The 17,900-nt window shown below is 62.7% G+C and carries 17 protein-coding genes; 10 read left to right on the forward strand and 7 right to left on the reverse strand.

Going from position 1 to position 17,900, the window contains the following annotated elements; translation table 11 throughout:
- Positions 1 to 24: 24 nt before the first annotated feature.
- The 5 genes from DYI22_RS07875 to phoR all read left to right on the forward strand — a co-directional run bounded on the left by DYI22_RS07875 (position 25) and on the right by phoR (position 4,401).
- Positions 25 to 582 carry a hypoxanthine-guanine phosphoribosyltransferase gene (locus DYI22_RS07875; RefSeq protein WP_213477502.1) on the forward strand — a complete coding sequence of 186 codons (558 nt, stop codon included), beginning with the start codon at positions 25 to 27 and terminating at the stop codon, positions 580 to 582.
- Positions 563 to 1,144, forward strand: a complete 582-nt coding sequence (locus DYI22_RS07880; RefSeq protein ID WP_213477503.1) for a chorismate--pyruvate lyase family protein — start codon at positions 563 to 565, stop codon at positions 1,142 to 1,144. The genes DYI22_RS07875 and DYI22_RS07880 overlap by 20 nt, the downstream gene beginning before the upstream one ends.
- Before the next feature lie 83 nt (positions 1,145 to 1,227).
- Positions 1,228 to 2,115, forward strand: a complete 888-nt coding sequence (gene ubiA, locus DYI22_RS07885) for a 4-hydroxybenzoate octaprenyltransferase (RefSeq protein ID WP_213477504.1) — start codon at positions 1,228 to 1,230, stop codon at positions 2,113 to 2,115.
- Between the two features lie 234 nt (positions 2,116 to 2,349).
- Positions 2,350 to 3,042 carry a phosphate regulon transcriptional regulator PhoB gene (gene phoB, locus DYI22_RS07890; RefSeq protein WP_213477505.1) on the forward strand — a complete coding sequence of 231 codons (693 nt, stop codon included), beginning with the start codon at positions 2,350 to 2,352 and terminating at the stop codon, positions 3,040 to 3,042.
- Between the two features lie 42 nt (positions 3,043 to 3,084).
- Entirely contained in the window at positions 3,085 to 4,401 is a 1,317-nt protein-coding gene (gene phoR, locus DYI22_RS07895) for a phosphate regulon sensor histidine kinase PhoR (protein ID WP_213477506.1), read from the forward strand.
- Here phoR and DYI22_RS07900 read toward each other — a convergent pair whose 3' ends face one another.
- Entirely contained in the window at positions 4,402 to 5,286 is an 885-nt protein-coding gene (locus tag DYI22_RS07900) for a response regulator (RefSeq protein ID WP_213477507.1), read from the reverse strand.
- A 246-nt stretch (positions 5,287 to 5,532) separates the two neighbouring features.
- On the opposite strand from DYI22_RS07900, the gene DYI22_RS07905 reads away from it, so the two are divergent.
- The 3 genes from DYI22_RS07905 to DYI22_RS07915 are packed head-to-tail and all read left to right on the forward strand — an operon-like array spanning position 5,533 to position 8,513.
- Positions 5,533 to 6,774 (forward strand): lytic murein transglycosylase, encoded by a 1,242-nt coding sequence (locus DYI22_RS07905; RefSeq protein ID WP_416234570.1) that lies wholly within the window; start codon positions 5,533 to 5,535, stop codon positions 6,772 to 6,774.
- A gap of 12 nt (positions 6,775 to 6,786) precedes the next feature.
- Complete coding sequence (locus DYI22_RS07910) at positions 6,787 to 7,818, forward strand: metal-dependent hydrolase (RefSeq protein WP_213477508.1); 1,032 nt, start codon at positions 6,787 to 6,789, stop codon at positions 7,816 to 7,818.
- A gap of 2 nt (positions 7,819 to 7,820) precedes the next feature.
- Positions 7,821 to 8,513 carry a pseudouridine synthase gene (locus tag DYI22_RS07915; RefSeq protein WP_213477509.1) on the forward strand — a complete coding sequence of 231 codons (693 nt, stop codon included), beginning with the start codon at positions 7,821 to 7,823 and terminating at the stop codon, positions 8,511 to 8,513.
- Between the two features lie 12 nt (positions 8,514 to 8,525).
- Here DYI22_RS07915 and DYI22_RS07920 read toward each other — a convergent pair whose 3' ends face one another.
- Both DYI22_RS07920 and pbpG read right to left on the reverse strand, forming a co-directional pair.
- On the reverse strand, positions 8,526 to 9,005 hold the full coding sequence (locus DYI22_RS07920) for an asparaginase domain-containing protein (protein ID WP_213477510.1): 480 nt from the start codon (positions 9,003 to 9,005) through the stop codon (positions 8,526 to 8,528).
- A complete protein-coding gene (gene pbpG / locus DYI22_RS07925) occupies positions 9,002 to 9,952 on the reverse strand; it encodes a D-alanyl-D-alanine endopeptidase (RefSeq protein WP_213477511.1) in 951 nt (316 codons plus the stop codon). Before pbpG ends, DYI22_RS07920 begins: the two co-directional genes overlap by 4 nt.
- A 303-nt stretch (positions 9,953 to 10,255) precedes the next feature.
- On the opposite strand from pbpG, the gene DYI22_RS07930 reads away from it, so the two are divergent.
- On the forward strand, positions 10,256 to 12,889 hold the full coding sequence (locus DYI22_RS07930) for an EAL domain-containing protein (RefSeq protein WP_228300889.1): 2,634 nt from the start codon (positions 10,256 to 10,258) through the stop codon (positions 12,887 to 12,889).
- Here DYI22_RS07930 and ilvD read toward each other — a convergent pair.
- From ilvD to DYI22_RS07950, 4 genes are all read right to left on the reverse strand, one after another.
- Complete coding sequence (gene ilvD / locus DYI22_RS07935) at positions 12,849 to 14,525, reverse strand: dihydroxy-acid dehydratase (protein WP_213477512.1); 1,677 nt, start codon at positions 14,523 to 14,525, stop codon at positions 12,849 to 12,851. The genes DYI22_RS07930 and ilvD overlap by 41 nt on opposite strands.
- 69 nt (positions 14,526 to 14,594) lie before the next feature.
- Complete coding sequence (locus DYI22_RS07940) at positions 14,595 to 16,037, reverse strand: flavin-containing monooxygenase (protein ID WP_213477513.1); 1,443 nt, start codon at positions 16,035 to 16,037, stop codon at positions 14,595 to 14,597.
- 267 nt (positions 16,038 to 16,304) lie between these two features.
- Entirely contained in the window at positions 16,305 to 17,228 is a 924-nt protein-coding gene (locus DYI22_RS07945) for a ferritin-like domain-containing protein (RefSeq protein ID WP_213477514.1), read from the reverse strand.
- 38 nt (positions 17,229 to 17,266) lie between these two features.
- Positions 17,267 to 17,755, reverse strand: a complete 489-nt coding sequence (locus DYI22_RS07950) for an SDR family NAD(P)-dependent oxidoreductase (RefSeq protein ID WP_228300891.1) — start codon at positions 17,753 to 17,755, stop codon at positions 17,267 to 17,269.
- Here DYI22_RS07950 and DYI22_RS07955 point away from each other — a divergent pair.
- Positions 17,747 to 17,887, forward strand: a complete 141-nt coding sequence (locus DYI22_RS07955; protein WP_213477515.1) for a hypothetical protein — start codon at positions 17,747 to 17,749, stop codon at positions 17,885 to 17,887. The genes DYI22_RS07950 and DYI22_RS07955 overlap by 9 nt on opposite strands.
- Positions 17,888 to 17,900: the final 13 nt, after the last annotated feature.

The following is a 17,900-nucleotide window of genomic DNA, read 5'->3' on the forward strand; positions in this document are numbered from 1 at the left end:
GTTTTACGACAGGATCCGACCGCTATGACCGATACCGTCGCCGAGATGAACCAGGTAATGAATGACGCCGATTGCCTGGTTGATGAACAGCAGGTCCAGGTTGCCATTCGCACCCTCGCAGACGACATCACCCACCGCCTCCGGGACAGCAACCCCCTGCTGTTCTGCGTGATGAACGGCGGGCTCATCCTGACCGGCCAACTGCTGCCGATGCTAAAGTTTCCGGTACAGGCGGAGTACCTGCACGCTACCCGGTACCGTCAGGAAACCACCGGCGGCATTCTGGAATGGAAACTGCGCCCGGAAGCGGACATGCAAGACCGCACCATCCTGATTGTTGATGACATTCTCGATGAAGGCACCACCCTGTGCGCCATTGCCGACTACTGCCTGGCTCACGGAGCCCGGGAAGTGCTGACCGCAGTCCTGGTGGACAAACAACACGACCGCAAGGCCCGCCCGGATCTGAAAGCCGACTTCACCGGCCTGACGGTGGAAGACCGCTTCCTGTTCGGGTTTGGCATGGACTACAAAGGCTACTGGCGCAACGCTCCCGGTATTTATGCCGTTAAAGGGCTTTAACGCGCCGGAAACCGGTGCTCGCCTGCCGCAACCGCAGGTCGCGCTGGCGATTCCGCCTACCGACTGGTACCGCTCCCTGGCGGCCGCCGCATTGCGTGACAACACGGTGCGCGGCCCCGCCCGTTTCTGGCTGCAGGCCGAAGGCTCGCTGACCCGGGAACTGCAGCTGCGCTGCACCCACTCTTTCCACGTCGACGTGATTCGCGAAGGCTTCTCAAGGCCCAGCCGGGAAGAAGCACTGAGCCTGAACCTTCCCGAACGCCAACTGGCGTGGATTCGTGAAGTACACCTGTGCGGCGATGGCGAGCCCTGGGTACTGGCCCGCACCATTATCCCGCTGGCAACCCTTCAAGGCACCGGCCGGCGCCTGCGGCATCTGGGGCGGCGGCCACTGGGGGCCTGGCTGTTCAGCAACCCCAACTGGCAGCGCGGCGACTTCGAAACCGGCATCTGTCAGCCCCGCCACCCGGCACAACCCCCGGTTGCCCGCCGCTCGCGCTTTCATAACGGCGACAAGGCCCTGCTGGTGGGGGAATACTTCCTGCCCCGCTTCTGTCACTGACAGCGTCCTTTAACCGACCGGCACCCACTGGCTATAATCCCCGCACGGATTCACGCCAGACACCGCCAACCGGACCAAGCCCTATGCTGCAGAACGCCATGCCCGACCACCTCCAGACCCGCCTGGCCGATTACGGCCGCCTGTTGCGACTGGACCGCCCCATCGGCAGCCTGCTCCTGCTCTGGCCCACCTACTGGGCACTGTGGCTGGCCGCCGACGGCGCTCCCGGCATCGGCAACCTGGTCATCTTCACCCTCGGCGTCTTCCTGATGCGCGCCGCCGGCTGTGCCATCAACGACTTCGCCGACCGCAAGGTCGACCGCCACGTCAAACGCACCAAGGACCGACCGCTCACCTCCGGCCGCATCGCCGCCTGGGAAGCCATCGCCCTGTTCCTTGGCCTGGCGCTGGTGTCCTTCCTCATGGTGGTGCTGTTCACCAACCCGTTGACCCTGTACCTGTCTTTCGGCGGCGTGATCCTGGCGTTCATCTACCCCTTCATGAAACGCTACACCCACCTCCCCCAGCTGTTCCTCGGCGCCGCCTTCTCCTGGGCCATCCCCATGGCGTGGGCGGCCGAAGCCAACGACCTCACCCAACTGACCTGGCTGCTGTTCACCGCCAACGTGCTGTGGACGGTGGCCTATGACACCTTCTACGCCATGGTCGACCGCGACGACGACCTGAAAATCGGCATCAAATCCACCGCCATCCTGCTCGGCGACGCCGACCTCGCCGTCATCGGCTTCCTCCAGGCCCTGGTGGTGGTGATCCTGATCATGGTGGGTAACCAGGCAGACCTGGGCGTTGCCTATTACCTCGGCGTCCTTGCCATGGCCTGCCTGTTCATCTACCAGCAGTACCTGGCCCGATTCCGCGAGCGTGAAGCCTGTTTCAAAGCGTTTCTGAATAACAATTGGGCAGGGTTTGCGGTGTTTACCGGGCTGGTTATCGACCTCCTCATTCCCTAATACGAGGAAGGCCCGCACAGAGTCCGCGTGCCGGAGGTAGCCGGGCCTTCCCAAACCCTGCATTGCCAAGGATGGCAATGCGGAGCCCCCAGGGACGGGTTCACGGCGTGTTTGGGAAGGCCCGGCTACCTCCTGCACATACTCCGATGGCAAAACAATTGTGTCATATACTTGTAACACTACGGCGTTGTAATAAGGCAGCAACAAACCAAGGTCTGATACAGGTTAATGCCCATGACTGGAAAAACTGTCCTGATCGTCGATGACGAGGCCCCGATCCGCGAAATGATCGCCGTGGCCCTGGAAATGGCGGATTACGACTACCTGGAGGCAGCGGACGCCCTCGAAGCGCATGCCCTGATTGTCGACAAACACCCCGACCTCGTCCTGCTGGACTGGATGCTGCCCGGCACCAGCGGCGTAGAGCTGGCCCGCCGCCTCAAGAAAGAGGAAGCGACCGCCGACATACCCATCATCATGCTCACCGCCAAAGTCGAGGAAGACAACAAGATCCAGGGGCTGGAAGTCGGCGCCGACGACTACATCACCAAACCCTTCTCACCACGGGAACTGGTGGCACGCCTGAAAGCCGTACTACGCCGCGCGACACCGCCGGGCGTCGACACCCCGATCGAAGTCGACGGCCTCACCCTCGACCCCATCGGCCACCGGGTAACCACCGACAAGGGCGCGCTCAGCATGGGCCCCACCGAATACCGACTGCTGCAGTTTTTCATGACTCACCAGGAACGGGTATATACTCGATCGCAACTGCTGGATCAGGTCTGGGGTGGCAACGTTTACGTAGAAGAACGAACCGTAGACGTACACATTCGCCGACTGCGAAAAGCCCTGGGGGAAGGCTACGACCATCTGATCCAGACGGTGCGTGGTGCCGGTTACCGCTTCTCGACAAGAGCGGCGTAAGCGGCGGACGCCCGGGCGTCAATCCAACGTTAAGGCTGCGCAATGCAACATAACTGGTCACGATACCTTCGTCTGATCATCGGATTCCTGATCGGCTGCACGGCGGCGGGGGCCTTCTTCGGCTACCCGCTTTACGGCCTCACCATCGGCCTCATCGCCTATCTGTGGTGGACCCTGGTGCAGGCCCGGCGGCTCTACCACTGGCTCGGCAACCCCAGCGCCACCAGCGAGGCTCCGCAAAGCGTGGGTTTGTGGGGCGACATCTTCGACGGCCTGCACAAGCTGCACCAGAACCATCTGCGCCAGCAGGATCGGTTGCGCGCCCGCATCAACCGGGTGCAGGAATCCACCAACGCGATGCGCGACGGCGTCATCATGACGGATGCCAAAGGCACCATGGAGTGGTGGAACGGGTCGGCCGAACACCTTCTGGGATTCCGCCGCAACACCGATCGCGGTCAGTACATTCACAACCTGATCCGCACGCCTGCTTTCAAAGCCTATTTCGACGCCCGCGATTACCGCGAGCCGCTGGACATCCATTCGCCGGCCAAACCCCACATCCACCTGCAGATACAGATCAGCCTGTTCGGCGATGACGACCGCCTGATTGTCGCCAAGGACGTGACCCGGCTCTATCAACTGGAACAGATGCGCCGCGATTTTGTCGGCAACGTCTCCCACGAGATGCGCACGCCGCTGACCGTCATCAGCGGCTACCTGGAAACCCTGGTGGACAACGCCGACGACCTGCCCCCGAAATGGCGGCGCGCCATCTCCACCATGGCGCAGCAGTCCTCCCGCATGGAGGCGCTGATCACCGATCTCATCCTGTTGTCAAAAATCGAGACCGGCGAACAGACCGTGAACGACACCGTAACCGATGTCGAAGCGCTGATCCGCCAGATCTGCCACGACGCCAGTGCCCTCAGTGGCGACAAGCAGCACGAGTTCAGTGTGCAGATCACCGACCAGCGACTGCTGAAGGGGGATGAAAGCCAGCTACGCAGCGCGTTCTCCAACCTGATATTCAACGCCGTGAAGTACACCCCGGCGAAGGGACACATCACCGTCACCTGGAGCGCCAATCGCGACGGCGCTCACCTGTCGGTCAGGGACACCGGCATCGGCATCGACCCGGTGCACATTCCGCGGCTGACCGAGCGCTTCTACCGCGCGGACCCCAGCCGGCACAAGGATACCGGCGGTACCGGGCTGGGCCTGGCGATCGTCAAGCATGTGTTGCTGAACCACGACGGCAATCTGGAGATCAAGAGCTGGATCGGGGATGGCAGCGAGTTTATCTGCCATTTCCCCCGGGAGCGGCTGGTGGAACGGGCACCGGAGACGGTGGCCTGATCAGCGCCCGGCGCGGAACCGGGCCACGAAGCGGGACAGATCCTCGAGCTTTTTCGGGTCTTCATCAACAAAGCGGATAGTCACGCTGACGAAATCCGTGTCCTGACGCTTGTCGACCGCCTGCAACTGGTGGACATAGCCGTTGAGTCGCGCCATCTGACCTTCTGCAATCTCGATATCCACCACCGCCTGATCGAGAATGCCGGGAAAATCCTGATCACGACGGGCGATGACCCGCACTTCGGTCAGGTTGATATCCTTGACCACCGAGTTGAGTGTGCTGTCGGCAAAACGTACCGAGGCCACACTCATCGCCCCGCGGGCAGCCGCTTTCGGCTCCGGCTTCGCCGCCGTGGCGCCGAGCAGCGGCGAGGCGGCCGGCCCGGCATTACGGGCGGGCGCTTCGGGCGCCGGCGCCCGCTTCTGGGTCAGCAACGCCGCCGATTCCTTGAACGCATCGGCAGGCCCATCCATGGATTTACCGCTGCGGTCCATGACGTCTTTCAGCCGGCGCCCCATCACCTTGATGATTTTCTTGCTGAGCCCGTCGGGGCTGAAGGGTTTGCCCAGATACTCCGACACGCCCTCTTTCACCGCTTCCACCACGTGGTCCTTGTCGCCGCGGCTGGTGATCATGATAAACGGCACTTTCTCGTACTGGGACTGCTGGCGCATCCACTGCAACAGCTCAAGGCCGGACATTTCCGGCATCTCCCAGTCACACAGGATAAGATCAAAGGTGGTGCGGGACATCAGCGACTGGGCCCGCCGCCCGTTCTGGGCGTCGGTGGTCTCAATAACGGGAAAACGCTGGCGCACCGTGCGCTTCACCAGATCCCGTACAAAGCTGGCATCGTCAACCACCAGCGCCTTCAGCATTGCCATGTTGTTTTTTACCTTTATGCTAGCCAACCCGGACGTGTCACGGTGAAACTATAGAACAAAGCCGACCCGGGAAAACCCCGGCGCTACAAAAAGACCACAATTCGCTGCGAACGGGGAACCGGCGGGTTAAGGAATTGTCACGGTTACTGACCCAAACCGGTGTTTCCGTTCGTAGAAAAAACGCTACCATGGGTCTGCCTAAGCCATCACGACACCCCACCCATCGTCTCTACGCCGAGGTTTTGCGTGCACAACAAACAATCAGGGATTCACTGCGGACAACGGATTTTCCAACGCCTTGCCCTCACTGCCGGCCTGCTGTCGCTTGCCCTGCCGGCGGCGCACGCCGACAGTTCTGGCGACGGATTTCGCCAATGCGTTGATCGGCTCAAGCACCAGGCCATTGAGGCCGGTGTCAGCGAGCAGACCGCCAGTACGGTGCTGGCAGAGGTCGAACACCTCGACCGGGTGATCGAACTGGACCGCCGCCAACCGGAATTTACCACCACCTTCGCCGACTACCTCAATCGCCGGGTCAATGACGATCGCGTGGGCAAGGGCCGCGAGTTGCTGCAGGAACACCAGGATCTGTTAAAGCGGGTGACGCGCGAAACCGGCGTGCCGGCCCCTTATCTGGTGGCCTTCTGGGGGCTGGAAACCAACTTCGGCTCCTATTTCGGCAAGATGCCGGTGCCCAGCTCTCTGGCCACCCTGGCCTGTGATCCCCGCCGCAGCAGCTTCTTCACCGAGCAGCTGACGGCAGCACTGCGGATTATCGATGAAGGCGCCATCACCCCCGCCCAGATGGAAGGCTCCTGGGCCGGCGCCATGGGCCATGTGCAGTTCATGCCAACGGTGTTTCTCCGCCACGCGGTCGACGGCGATGGCGACGGCAAACGGGACCTGTGGAACAGCCTGCCGGATGCCATGATGTCGGCCGGCAATTTCCTCCAGGACCTGGGCTGGGACCCGGATTACCGCTGGGGGCGGGAAGTGCTGCTGCCAGCGAACTTCGATTACGCCCTGGCCGACGGCCGCCGATTAGGCCTGGCGGAGTGGAACCGTCTGGGGGTGACGGACGCCTTCGGCAACCCCCTGGCCGATGAACCCATCCAGGCAGCGCTGGTGGTGCCCTCCGGGCATCGTGGGCCGGCCTTCCTGGCTTACCACAACTTCAACGTGATCATGGGCTGGAACCGTTCGGAGTTCTACGCCATCGCGGTGGGCCACCTGGCGGACCGCATCGCCGGCGCCGGCATGCTGCAGAACCCGCCGCCGGAGGATCAGCCCAACCTGTCCCGGGATCACATCCTCGCGCTGCAACAGTCGCTCAACGACCAGGGCTTCGACAGCGGCGAACCCGACGGCATCATGGGCCCGGCCACCCGCGCGGCCATTCGCGACTATCAGGAAGCGAACCGGCGGGTCGCCGACGGTTATCCGTCGGAGGAGATTCTCAACGCCCTGACCGGCAAGCAGCAAGACTAGGCCCAACCGACCATGGACTCGATAACACAGGCCGCCCTCGGGGCAACCATCGCCGGCGCGGTAACCGGCAAATCGCTGGGGCGCTCGGCGCTGCTAGCCGGAGCGGTGCTGGGCACCCTGCCGGACCTGGATGTGGTGATCGATTACGGCACCGCGGTGGCCAACTTCACCCAGCACCGGGGCTTCAGCCATTCGCTGCTGATCCTGGTGCCGCTGTCGTTTCTGCTGGCCTGGGGGTTGTGGCGCTGGAAGCCGCAGGTCAGCTACCCCCGCTGGCTGTTGATGACGGGACTGGTGCTGGTCACCCACCCGTTGCTGGACGCCTTTACCACCTACGGCACCCAGCTGTTCTGGCCCTTCGGCCCTCCTGTGGCGCTGCACAGCATCTTCATCATCGACCCGCTGTACACGCTGCCACTGCTGCTGGCCCTTGTGTTTTTCCTGTTCCGCCCGGCCAGACCCACGGCGCTGCTGGCAGGGCTCGCCATCTCATCCCTGTACCTGGGCTGGACGCTGGCAGCGCAACAAATTATATCCAGCCGGGTGCAGCCGGTGCTGGCCGAGGCCGGCCTGGCAGACGCACCCCGCATGGTGCAACCGATGCCCTTCAACACCATCCTGTGGCGGGTCACCGTGGTTACCGAGAACCGCCGGGTGGAAACGGTCACCGGCTTTCTCGACGGCAACACGCCGCTCAATCTCGAGGAGTTTCCCCGCAACCCCGCGCTGGCACAGCAGGCGCGGACCTTACCGGAGAGCCAGCGCCTGGAATGGTTTACCGGCGGTTTTCTCCATTACGACCGGGTGGATGACCTGCTGACCGCCACGGACATTCGCCTCGGGGTTCCGGGCGCGCACCCCTTCACGTTTGTTCTGGCCCGGGACAATGGCCAGGGGCTGGAACCGGGGCTCAGTTACCAGCAGGATCGCCCGGCCATTCGCGCGGAACTGCTCGGCGCCCTCTGGGCCCGGATGACCGGCTCCGCGCCAGTACTCTGTCTCGCCAGCCTGGAACTGCCGCCGCCGGGGGAGCGCTGTTCCTGACCATGCGCCTTGATCAGTTTATCGCCACCACCTCCCCGCTGTCCCGCAAGGAGGCAAAGCGGGCCATCGCCGGCGGCCGCGTGGGTGTTGACGGCCAGCCCTGCCGCCATGCAGCGACCCATATCGACGACAGCGCCCGGGTCACCCTTGACGGCGGCGTCCTTACCCTTGCGGGCGAGCGTTACCTGATGTTGAACAAACCGGTGGGCGTGGTCAGCGCCACCACCGACAGCGACCACCCGACCGTGCTCGACCTGTTACCTGGGGACATCGGACGGGGGCTGCACATTGCCGGGCGGCTGGATGCAGACACCACCGGCCTGGTGCTGCTGACCACCGACGGCCAGTGGTCCCATCGTGTCACCTCGCCCCGGGTCCGATGCCCCAAGACGTACCGGGTAACCCTCAGCGAGCCCCTCTCAGACGGTGCGCTGCACGCGCTTGAGGCGGGAGTAACACTGCGCCATGAGCCGAGGCCGACGAAGCCGGCGGAGATCCGGCGGCTCGCCGACCGTGAGATCGAGCTGACCATCGTGGAGGGGCGGTACCATCAGGTGAAGCGGATGCTGGCGGCGGTGGGCAATCATGTCGACGCGCTCCACCGTCAGAGCATCGGCCCCATCACCCTGGACCCGGGCCTGGCGACGGGGGAGTTCCGCGAACTCACCAGGAGCGAGATCGACAGCGTGGCCTGAGCGGCGGCCTGCTCAGGTACGCTCGAATTTCTGGGCCTTGAGGTTCTTGCGCACCGCGCCAGCCTCGAATACTTCACCATTCATTGCGATGTACACCCCGGCAGGCAATAACCGAACCGCGGCCCAGGCGAAGCCCAGGTTGAACAGGGCGTCGCTGCGGCGCATGCGGGCCGGCTGCATCGCCCCCAGCAGCACAATGGTCTTGTCCGTCACCGCAGACAGCACCTGGGCCGTTTCCGCCATGGTGTCGGTACCGTGGGTAATGAGGATCTGGCGGGCGTCAGAGGCGGTCACCGCATCGAGGATCGACCGCCGATCGGTGTCGGTCATTTCCAGGCTGTCCTTGCGCATCAGACCGTTGATGACATAGCCGTCGTGAATATTGGATTCGGCCAGCAACTCCGGCAGCGGCGAATCGCCGATTTCAAACTCGCTGTTGGCATCGAAATACACCTTGTCGAAGGTGCCACCGGTGGTGAAAATCTGGATCATGGATGCTCTCCCCTATTGGCCTGACCGCCATCCGCGTAGATCGCGTTTTTCTTCTGCTCGTAGGCCTTCGCAGCCGCCGCAACCCGTCCGGTTGCCCCGGTGTCGAGCCAGTTGCGGATACGACCCGCGTCCCCCATCGGCGAGCGGGTGCCGAGGGAATCCAGCAACACCGTGACCACCGGTTTGCCATTCATACGGGATACCATCACCAGGCAGCGGCCGGCTTCCGACAGGTAGCCGGTCTTGCTCAGGGTCACGCCCCAGCTGTCCCGATGCACCAGCACGTTGGTGTTGCCATAGGACAGACTGTAACGGGGCTGGCGAAAGCGAGCGGTGAAGTAACGGGTGGTGGAATAATCGCCAATCTGCGGGTGCCGCGACGCCGCGTTCACCAGCTTGATCAGGTCCGCGGCCGTGGAGGTATTGCGCGCCGACAACCCGGTCGGGTCCACGAAGCGGGTGTTGGTCATGCCCAACGCCAGCGCCTTGGCGTTCATCGCCTGCACGAAGGCATCGAAACCGCCGGGATGCTGTCGCGCCAGGGTATAGGCGGCGAAGTTTTCTGACGACATCAGCGCGATTCGCAGCATGTCCGAGCGCCGTAACTCGGAACCAACCCGTATGCGGGTGTAGGCATTGGCGGCAGCCGGGATGTGGCGCTTGCGGAACGTCAGCCATTCATTCATTGGCGCGCCGGATTCCAGCACCACCAGCGCCGTCATCAGTTTGGTGATGGAGGCAATGGGGACAATACGGTCGGCGTTTTTGCCCAGCACCAGACTGTCCTCTCCGGCATGGGCAATGGCCGCATTGACCGAAGCCAGCTGCACCACGCCCTCATTGCCGGCCTGGCCCGCGTTCTGCCCGCCAGTCCCGTGGGCATACACCTGGCTCATGGCCGTACTCAGAAACATCAATATCAGGCCAGTGACAGTGGTGCGGATCATCAAACAACCTCGGGCTTCTTTTCTCTGGGGGTTCTCATTTGCCGGCTACTATACCAGCGAATGCGGGCCAGCGAAGCGCCTGGGCCCGCCAGCCACCATTACCGCTCTGTCAGATTAGCGGTGTGCGCCCCGCTTCGTGCCTGCCGTCACAGTTTCCACCCCGGCGTTTTAAACAGGAAATGCAAAAAACTATAAAATGCAGTAAAATTACTTTAAATACATAATGTTACACAAGATTTCAGAGTGTTGTTTTTGTGTAACAGGCCAACCCGGCTTTCTGACAACCCCAGGACTATTCCCTGAATGGACGCGCCTGCGAACCCGACATCTCCTGCTGACCGCCGCTGCGCCCGTGGCTGGCGAGCGCTGGCCGGACTGGCCCGGCGCTGGATGCCTATCAGCCTGCTGTTGTTCGGACTGGTTTACGGGCTCGCCGCCACCATGATCAGCTCGGAGTCGACGGCACTCGATCCCCGTCACGGTCTGCCGACCCTGCCATCCGCCGCCGAAGCCGGCGACATCCGTACCGAATTCAGCCTGCAACCACTGGCGCAGGTTCTCGACCCCGCGGACGCAACGGCCACCCAATGGACCGCCACACCCGAAGGCTATAGCGGTCTGGGCTACCTCGACCAGCCAGCCACGTTCCGCTTCACCCTGGAAAACAGCACGGCGGAACCGATCCGCAGACTGCTGGTGGTGTCCGCGCCGTTTCTTGATCGCATTGTGCCGGCGATGATAACGCCCGCTGGTACCCTCGACCGGTTACCCGCCATGGGGGATCTCTACCCCTTCCAACACCGTCTGTTTGAACTGCCCCAGTGGATATGGCCGGTGACGCTGGCGCCCGGGGTCACCACCTTCCTGTTTGAAGTGGAGAATTCCGGCCCCACCCTGTTGCCGGTGTCGGTGCATGAACCGGAAACCCTGCTCGGTCATACCGCCTTCACCCTGGCGTGGAAAGCGTTCATCGGTGGGCTGTTGGCGTTCGCCCTGCTGTTCAACATCAGCATTGTGACCATGCTGCGCCGCCCCGGGCTCGCCTGGCTCAGCGTGTTCATGGTGGGCGTGATGCATAGCCAGCTGGCGATGGATGGTTTCGGGCTCTGGTTTCTGTGGTCAGCGTGGCCCCTGGTCAACAATCTGCTCAGCGTCAGTCTGCCGCTGTGCCTGATCGCCCTGTGCCAATTCACGCCGCACTTCCTGACCATTTCCCGCCGCACCACCTCGGTACTCAACGGCCTCAGTCTGGCGGCTTTTGTGATCCTGATCGCCTCACCACTGGGATTACCCTACCCGGGGCAGGGCACACTGCTGATTCTGTCGGTGCTGACCGGGGTATTCATTCTCACCGTGATATGTATCCAGCTGCAACGGCACGTGTACGCCCGCTATTACGGGCTGGCGATACTGGTCCTTCTGGTCGGCTCGGCGGTGTCGTCGCTGCGTACCGTGGGCTGGGTGCCGGTCAACGGCCTGACGGACTCGGCGTTCTTCCTGGGCGCCGCGCTGGCCTCACTGATTCTGACCACCGGAGCCGGCCGGCTGCTGCTGGAAGAGCGGAAACGCCGGTTGAGCGCCGATGTGCGCGCCCGCCAGGAGGAACAGCTGCGTTCGAGAATCGAAAAAGACTACGACCGCCTGCTGAAAACCCACCGGGTTACCGGCAAACCCAACCGCGCCATGCTTGAGGAGGCCCTCGAAACCCTCGATCAGGCGCAAACGCCCTATACGCTGTGCATCGTGCGCCTGCAGCGCTTTAACGAAATCGAACAGGCGCTGGGCTACCGCACCGCCGAGGAACTGCTGAAGAGCTATCTGCGCCAGCTGAACAGCTTTCTCAAGCGCTCGTTCGGCGCCCAGCTGGTGATGATCAACGGCTACGCCCTCGCCAGTATCGATACCGTCAACCACGCGTTCGCGCTGCATCGGGACGACAACAGTGCCAGCGGAAACCAGGCCCTCGACGACGTGATGGCATGGCTCGGGCAACACTTCCGGGAAGGGCGATTTTCCTTCTCCTGGAGCCCCTCGGTCGGCGTCGCCCACGCTCCGGAACACGGGCCGGATGCCGCTGGTATCCTGTCGTCCGCCGGTTTTGCCTCGCTCAATGGCGACGCTCTGCTGAGCGAATACGATCCTTCAATCGCGGAATGGCAATACCGCCAGCAGATTCTGATGCTGGATGTGGAAGATGCCCTTGCCAATGACCACATGTGGCTGGAATACCAGCCCAAGTTCAACATTCGCGACGGTGGGGTCAGCTCGGTGGAGGCGCTGATTCGCTGGCAGCATCCGGAGTTCGGTCGGGTGCCACCGGACCACTGGATCCCGCTGGCGGAACAGGTCGGTGTGATACATCCGGTCACCCTGTGGGTCCTCGACCGCGCCTGCAGCGACTACCAGCGCCTGGTGGCGCATCACGGTGCGGCGATCGCCATTGCGGTGAATATTTCCGCCAAGGACCTGGCCCACCCGGGCTTTGAACAGGAGGTGCTCGACATCACCCAGCACTACCGCATGCGCCCCGGCGACCTGATTCTGGAAATCACCGAAACCGCGATGATGGCGGATCCGGAGTCTGCCCGGGCGATGATTCACACGCTCAGCAGTCAGGGCTTCCGCATTGCCCTGGACGACTTCGGCACCGGTCACTCCTCACTCGGCACGCTGGCCACGTTTGAGCTGGACGAGCTCAAGATTGACCGCAGCTTTCTCAGCGACATCCTCGAGCACCCCACCCGCCAACGCATCTTCCGCGCAACGCTGGAGCTGGGCGAAGCGCTGGATCTCGACATGGTGATAGAAGGCGTGGAAACCGAGGCGGTCGCCCTGTGGCTACAGCAGTTCCCCGGCCTGCATGGCCAGGGCTTCTACTGGGGGCGACCCGCCCGGCTCACGGCAGATCCGTCACCGCACCGAGAGACGCAGAGCTGACCGTGCGGGCGTACTTGGCAAGCACACCCCGGGTAAAGCGGGGCTCGGGCGCCTGCCAGGCCTTTTGGCGACGTGCCAGTTCCTGATCAGACACCTCCAGTTCAATGCGGTTGCTGACCGCATCAATGGTAATCGTGTCGCCGTCTTCCACCAGCGCAATGGGCCCGCCCTCGGCCGCTTCGGGCGTGACGTGACCCACCACAAAACCATGACTGCCGCCGGAAAAACGGCCATCGGTGATCAGCGCCACGTCGTTGCCCAGGCCCTTGCCCATGATCGCCGAGGTGGGGCTGAGCATCTCGCGCATACCGGGTCCGCCTTTCGGACCTTCATAACGAATCACCAGCACGTCGCCAGCCACCACCGTGCCATCGAGGATGCGCGCCTGCGCCTCCTCTTCGGAGTGAAACACCCGCGCGCGGCCGGTGAAATGGGTACCCTCTTTGCCGGTGATCTTTGCAACCGCCCCGGTGGGCGCCAGGTTGCCGAACAGAATCCGCAGGTGGCTGTCGGCCTTGATGGGATTGTCGAAGGCGTGGATGATGTCCTGCCCTTGCGGGTACGGTGCGACCTCCGCCAGATTGTCTGCCAAGGTCTGCCCGGTGACGGTCAGGCAGTCGCCGTGCAACAGCCCACGTTCCAGCAGCATTTTCATCAGCGGCTGGATACCACCGATGGCCACCAGTTCGGACATCATGTAATGGCCGCTGGGGCGCAAATCCGCCAGCACCGGCACCCGTTTACCGATCTCCACAAAATCGTCCAGCGACAGCTCCACCCCAACGGTACTGGCCATGGCCAGCAGGTGCAGCACCGCATTGGTGGACCCACCCAGGGCAATCACCACGGTGATGGCGTTCTCGAACGCCTCGCGGGTCATCACATCCGAGGGCTTGATGTCCTTCTCCAGCAGATGCAGAACCGCCGCCCCGGCGGCCCGGCAATCTTCGGCCTTGGAATCAGAGACCGCATTCTGCGCCGAGCTGCCCGGCAGGCTCATGCCCATGGCCTCGATGGCTGAGGCCATGGTATTGGCGGTGTACATGCCACCGCAGGAACCCGGCCCTGGAATCGCCGTTTCTTCGATCTGTTTCACCTCGATCAGGTCGAGATCGCCGCGGGCATGGGCGCCCACCGCCTCGAACACCGAGATAATGTCGGTGTGGTTCTCGCCAGGCATGATGGTACCGCCGTAGACAAACACCGACGGCCGGTTCAGCCGCGCCAGCCCCATGATGCAGCCGGGCATGTTCTTGTCGCAGCCCCCGATGGCCACCAGACCATCAAAGCCTTCACAGCCGGCGGTGGTTTCGATGGAATCAGCGATCACCTCGCGGGATACCAGGGAATACTTCATACCCTCGGTGCCATTGGCGATGCCATCGGACACGGTGATGGTGTTGAAGATCAGCGCCTTGCCACCGGCTCCGTCGGCACCGGCCGCAGACTCTTCGGCCAGCCGGTTGATGTGCATGTTGCAGGGTGTGAGGTTGCTCCAGGTCGAGGCGATGCCCACCTGGGGCTTGCGGAAATCCTCATCGGTGAAGCCCACGGCGCGAAGCATGGCGCGACTGGCGGATTTGCCAATGCCATCCACCACCGGGGCGGAATGCTGACGACGCTTGTCTTCGGTCATCGGTCTCTCCTTGCTGATCGATTAAAGTTCGAATCAGATTGTCAGAAAAACCGCCGCACAACAACGCCTTCAGGTGCGGATCAGCGCATAGTCCCTGAGGTTCAGGGACGCCATCTGCCGTGCGTACTGGGTGGCAAAACCCGGGTACATGGTGGCGTTGAAGCCCTCCTCGGTGAGATACCAGCTCTTGCAGCCGGAATTCCAGTTGGTCTTCGCCAGCCGCTTCTGGATCTCCCGGTTGTGACGGGCCTGAACATGGAGTTTTACGTCCAGCGCCTTGATCTCCAGCGACCGCAGCACCCGCACCGCCTTGAGGATGTACTCGATCTGCGACTCCATATACACCAGTGCCGAGTTATGCCCCGGCCCGGAATTGGGGCCAAAGGTCATGTGCAGGTTGGGGTAACCGGACACATTGATGCTCTTGTACGCCTGCGCCCCCCGCTGCCATTCGCTCCCCAGCTCGCGACCGTCCACACCTCTGACCGGAAACGGCGTACCGGCGTTGCTGATATCGAACCCGGTGGCGAACACAATGCAGTCGAACTGGTGCTCAATGCCCTCGGCCGTTCGAATGCCGTTCTCACTGATCTTCGCAATCGGCCAGGTGATGAGCTCGCAGTTATCTTTCTGCAAGGCGGGGTAGTAGTCACTGGACATCAGCACCCGCTTGCACCCGATGCGGAAATCCGGCTTCAGTTGACGCCGCATCCATGGGTCTTTCACCTGAGCGTTCAGGTGCGCCTCCGCCACCTTCTCCACCACCCGCGTCAGCGGCGAGTTCCACACGATGCCCAGCGCCACCGACTCATGGCCCAGGTACAGCGCCTTGCGCACCGCCGCCTGACTGGCCGGCACCTTGCGGAACAACACCCGGTTCCAGTCCGGCGTGGCAAAATCCGGCTTCGGCAGCACCCAGCCCGGTGTGCGTTGGAACACCTTCAGCTTCGCCGCCTGCCGGACCAACTCCGGCACAATCTGCACCGCGCTGGCCCCGGTACCAATCACCGCCACCCGCTTGCCAGTGAAATCGTAATCGTGATCCCAGCGGGCGCTGTGCACCGTTTTGCCCTTGAACGAATCAATACCCTCAATCTTTGGAAGCCCGGGGTTAGACAACGGCCCCTGCGCCATCACCACCGAGCGCCCACGAAACGTCTCACCCGCCGCCGTCGACGCGGTCCAGACACCTTCCCGCTCGTTATACTCAAGCCCGGTCACATCCTGATTGAAACGCACCAGCCGCCGCAGGTTGAACGAGTCCGCGAGGTAATGAACATACTGGAGAATCTCCCCGCTACCGGAAAAACTCCGCGACCAGTCCGGGTTCGGTGCAAACGAAAAGGAATACAGGTTGGACGGAATATCACAGGCCGCGCCCGGGTAGGTGTTATCCCGCCAGGTACCGCCGATCTCATCCGCCCGCTCCAGAATCACCAGATCACGGATACCGTCCTGCTGAAGCCGCAGCGCCGTCCCAAGCCCGCCGAAACCGGCGCCGACAATCAACACTTCATGAACATGGCTATCCTGCGTAACCGGATCAGCAGACGCTTTCCGAGTCGTTTTTTTCCTGCTCGGAGCGGTTTTGGATTTATTTACAACTGTCGTCATAGAACTCTCTCAATTTCAACAAAGCGGCCCCTCACCAAGGCCGAAAGGCGAGGGATGGGGGTTCCTTTTCTGCAGGGACAAAGGTGTCTGAGCGCAGCGAGTTCTTTTCCCGAAAGAAAAGGAACCCCCATCCGTCGCCTCACTCCACAACCGAGGGCAACAGGGTCAGGCCGTAGTGCGCCAGGTCAAACCACGAACCCAGGTCGGCACCGGCCCCACCACCCGGCTGGGGATATACCCCGTCAGCTTCACCAGCGCATCCACCGGCACGTGATACGGATGCGAGCGGTTCACCACCATCTTCCCGTGCTGACTGATGATCTGGAACCACGGGTTCCGCCGGCCTTCCTCGGTGCGCCCTCCGATGCGCTCGTACTTGTTCATCGCCTCATACAGGCGCTCTTCCTTCAGCCCCATGGCCACAATGTTGTCCCGCATCTTGTTCAGCAGCGGCGCGTAGGCCAGCACCCCGAGGATCAGTTTGGGATTGGCCACCGTGCCGATCGTCTTCACCGCCAACTGGTGCAGCCGGCCGCGGCCCAGCATCTCCATGACGTGGAAATCCACCCCCAGGTGACGGGCCTCATCGGCGTTGATCTTCTCGAACACCTCGTGGCACAGCGGATCGTCCACCTCTTCCAGCAGGAACTTCAGCAAGGCGCCGTCCAGGGCGATTTCCAGCATCGGGATCACCGACCCCGGCACCTCCAGCGGCATGTCATCACTGTAACGGTCCAGCCACTCAATGGTCAGCCGCAAATTGATGTTCGGCTCCGGCAGCTCGTCACCGTCCAGCATGCCCCACCGCCGCATCAGCGCCATTTCGGCGTTGGCGTGGCGCTGCTCTTCGGCGTGAAAGTAGGTGTAGATCTCCCGCAACGTATCCGTCGGCGCCTTTTTCGCCATCGCCGCGAAACCGCGGGCTCCCACGTGCTCAATCCACATCAGGTCGGACATGAACGCCTTCAGCTTGGGCCATTGCTCCGCGCTGATCCGGTCCGCACCCGGTGCGTCCCAGTCAATGTCCGCCAGCGCCCACTGGCTGCCCTTGATTTTTTCCAGCATCTTGTCGAGATCGATATTCGCCATAACGTCATTACCCTTTAGAGTTGGTGGGGACCGGCTGTTCAGGTCAGGCGGCTGGCGCCGAAACGGTTGATCAACCCGGTACCCAGCGCGTAGGTCCGGGGAATCAGGCGCTTGGCCCGCCAGATCAGACGGGCGTCGAACTGCGGCATGACGTACAGATCGCCCCGATCCAGCGCCGCGAAGGCATCGTTGACCACCCGCTCCGGCGACATACCGAAGCGGTCCATCAAGCGGTCGAAGAGTTTTGAGGACTCGCCCACGATGCGGCCGTTGGCGTTGATGTTGGTCTTCACCAAGGTGGGACATAGCGCGGTCACGGAAACGCCGGAGCCCGCCAGTTCCGCGGCCATGGTCTCAGTCAGCGCGAGTGCCCCGGCTTTGGTGACGTTGTAGGGGCCCATCAGGGGCGCTGCCGAGAAGCTGGCGGTGGAGGCCACGTTGATGATGCCGCCACGCCCCAGTTGCCGGAGCCGGGGCGTGCCCTGAAGATCCGCAACATTCCCACCATGAGCTACATCATGATCCATGGTGGTATTTACTCGGTGGTTCGACACCTGTGCGACCCGGCACCGCCCATCGGCTTCGATGAACTGGCCGAGGGGCTGGCGGATATGGTGGGGCATTACACCGAGCGGGAGATGGCGCTGGTTGCACCGTAATGGTGCCTGGCCG

Source organism: Marinobacter lipolyticus (assembly GCF_018424605.1).
Classification (GTDB): Bacteria; Pseudomonadota; Gammaproteobacteria; order Pseudomonadales; family Oleiphilaceae; genus Marinobacter; species Marinobacter lipolyticus_B.

What these genes read in the sequence shown, in the direction of transcription:
- DYI22_RS07875 (WP_213477502.1), top strand. Translation starts at nt 25, where the DNA reads ATGACCGATACCGTCGCCGAGATGAACCAGGTAATGAATGACGCCGAT.
- DYI22_RS07880 (WP_213477503.1), top strand. Translation starts at nt 563, where the DNA reads ATGCCGTTAAAGGGCTTTAACGCGCCGGAAACCGGTGCTCGCCTGCCG.
- ubiA (WP_213477504.1), top strand. Translation starts at nt 1,228, where the DNA reads ATGCTGCAGAACGCCATGCCCGACCACCTCCAGACCCGCCTGGCCGAT.
- phoB (WP_213477505.1), top strand. Translation starts at nt 2,350, where the DNA reads ATGACTGGAAAAACTGTCCTGATCGTCGATGACGAGGCCCCGATCCGC.
- phoR (WP_213477506.1), top strand. Translation starts at nt 3,085, where the DNA reads ATGCAACATAACTGGTCACGATACCTTCGTCTGATCATCGGATTCCTG.
- DYI22_RS07900 (WP_213477507.1), bottom strand. Translation starts at nt 5,286, where the DNA reads ATGGCAATGCTGAAGGCGCTGGTGGTTGACGATGCCAGCTTTGTACGG.
- DYI22_RS07910 (WP_213477508.1), top strand. Translation starts at nt 6,787, where the DNA reads ATGGACTCGATAACACAGGCCGCCCTCGGGGCAACCATCGCCGGCGCG.
- DYI22_RS07915 (WP_213477509.1), top strand. Translation starts at nt 7,821, where the DNA reads ATGCGCCTTGATCAGTTTATCGCCACCACCTCCCCGCTGTCCCGCAAG.
- DYI22_RS07920 (WP_213477510.1), bottom strand. Translation starts at nt 9,005, where the DNA reads ATGATCCAGATTTTCACCACCGGTGGCACCTTCGACAAGGTGTATTTC.
- pbpG (WP_213477511.1), bottom strand. Translation starts at nt 9,952, where the DNA reads ATGATCCGCACCACTGTCACTGGCCTGATATTGATGTTTCTGAGTACG.
- DYI22_RS07930 (WP_228300889.1), top strand. Translation starts at nt 10,256, where the DNA reads ATGGACGCGCCTGCGAACCCGACATCTCCTGCTGACCGCCGCTGCGCC.
- ilvD (WP_213477512.1), bottom strand. Translation starts at nt 14,525, where the DNA reads ATGACCGAAGACAAGCGTCGTCAGCATTCCGCCCCGGTGGTGGATGGC.
- DYI22_RS07945 (WP_213477514.1), bottom strand. Translation starts at nt 17,228, where the DNA reads ATGGCGAATATCGATCTCGACAAGATGCTGGAAAAAATCAAGGGCAGC.
- DYI22_RS07955 (WP_213477515.1), top strand. Translation starts at nt 17,747, where the DNA reads ATGATCCATGGTGGTATTTACTCGGTGGTTCGACACCTGTGCGACCCG.
- DYI22_RS07950 (WP_228300891.1), bottom strand. Translation starts at nt 17,755, where the DNA reads ATGGATCATGATGTAGCTCATGGTGGGAATGTTGCGGATCTTCAGGGC.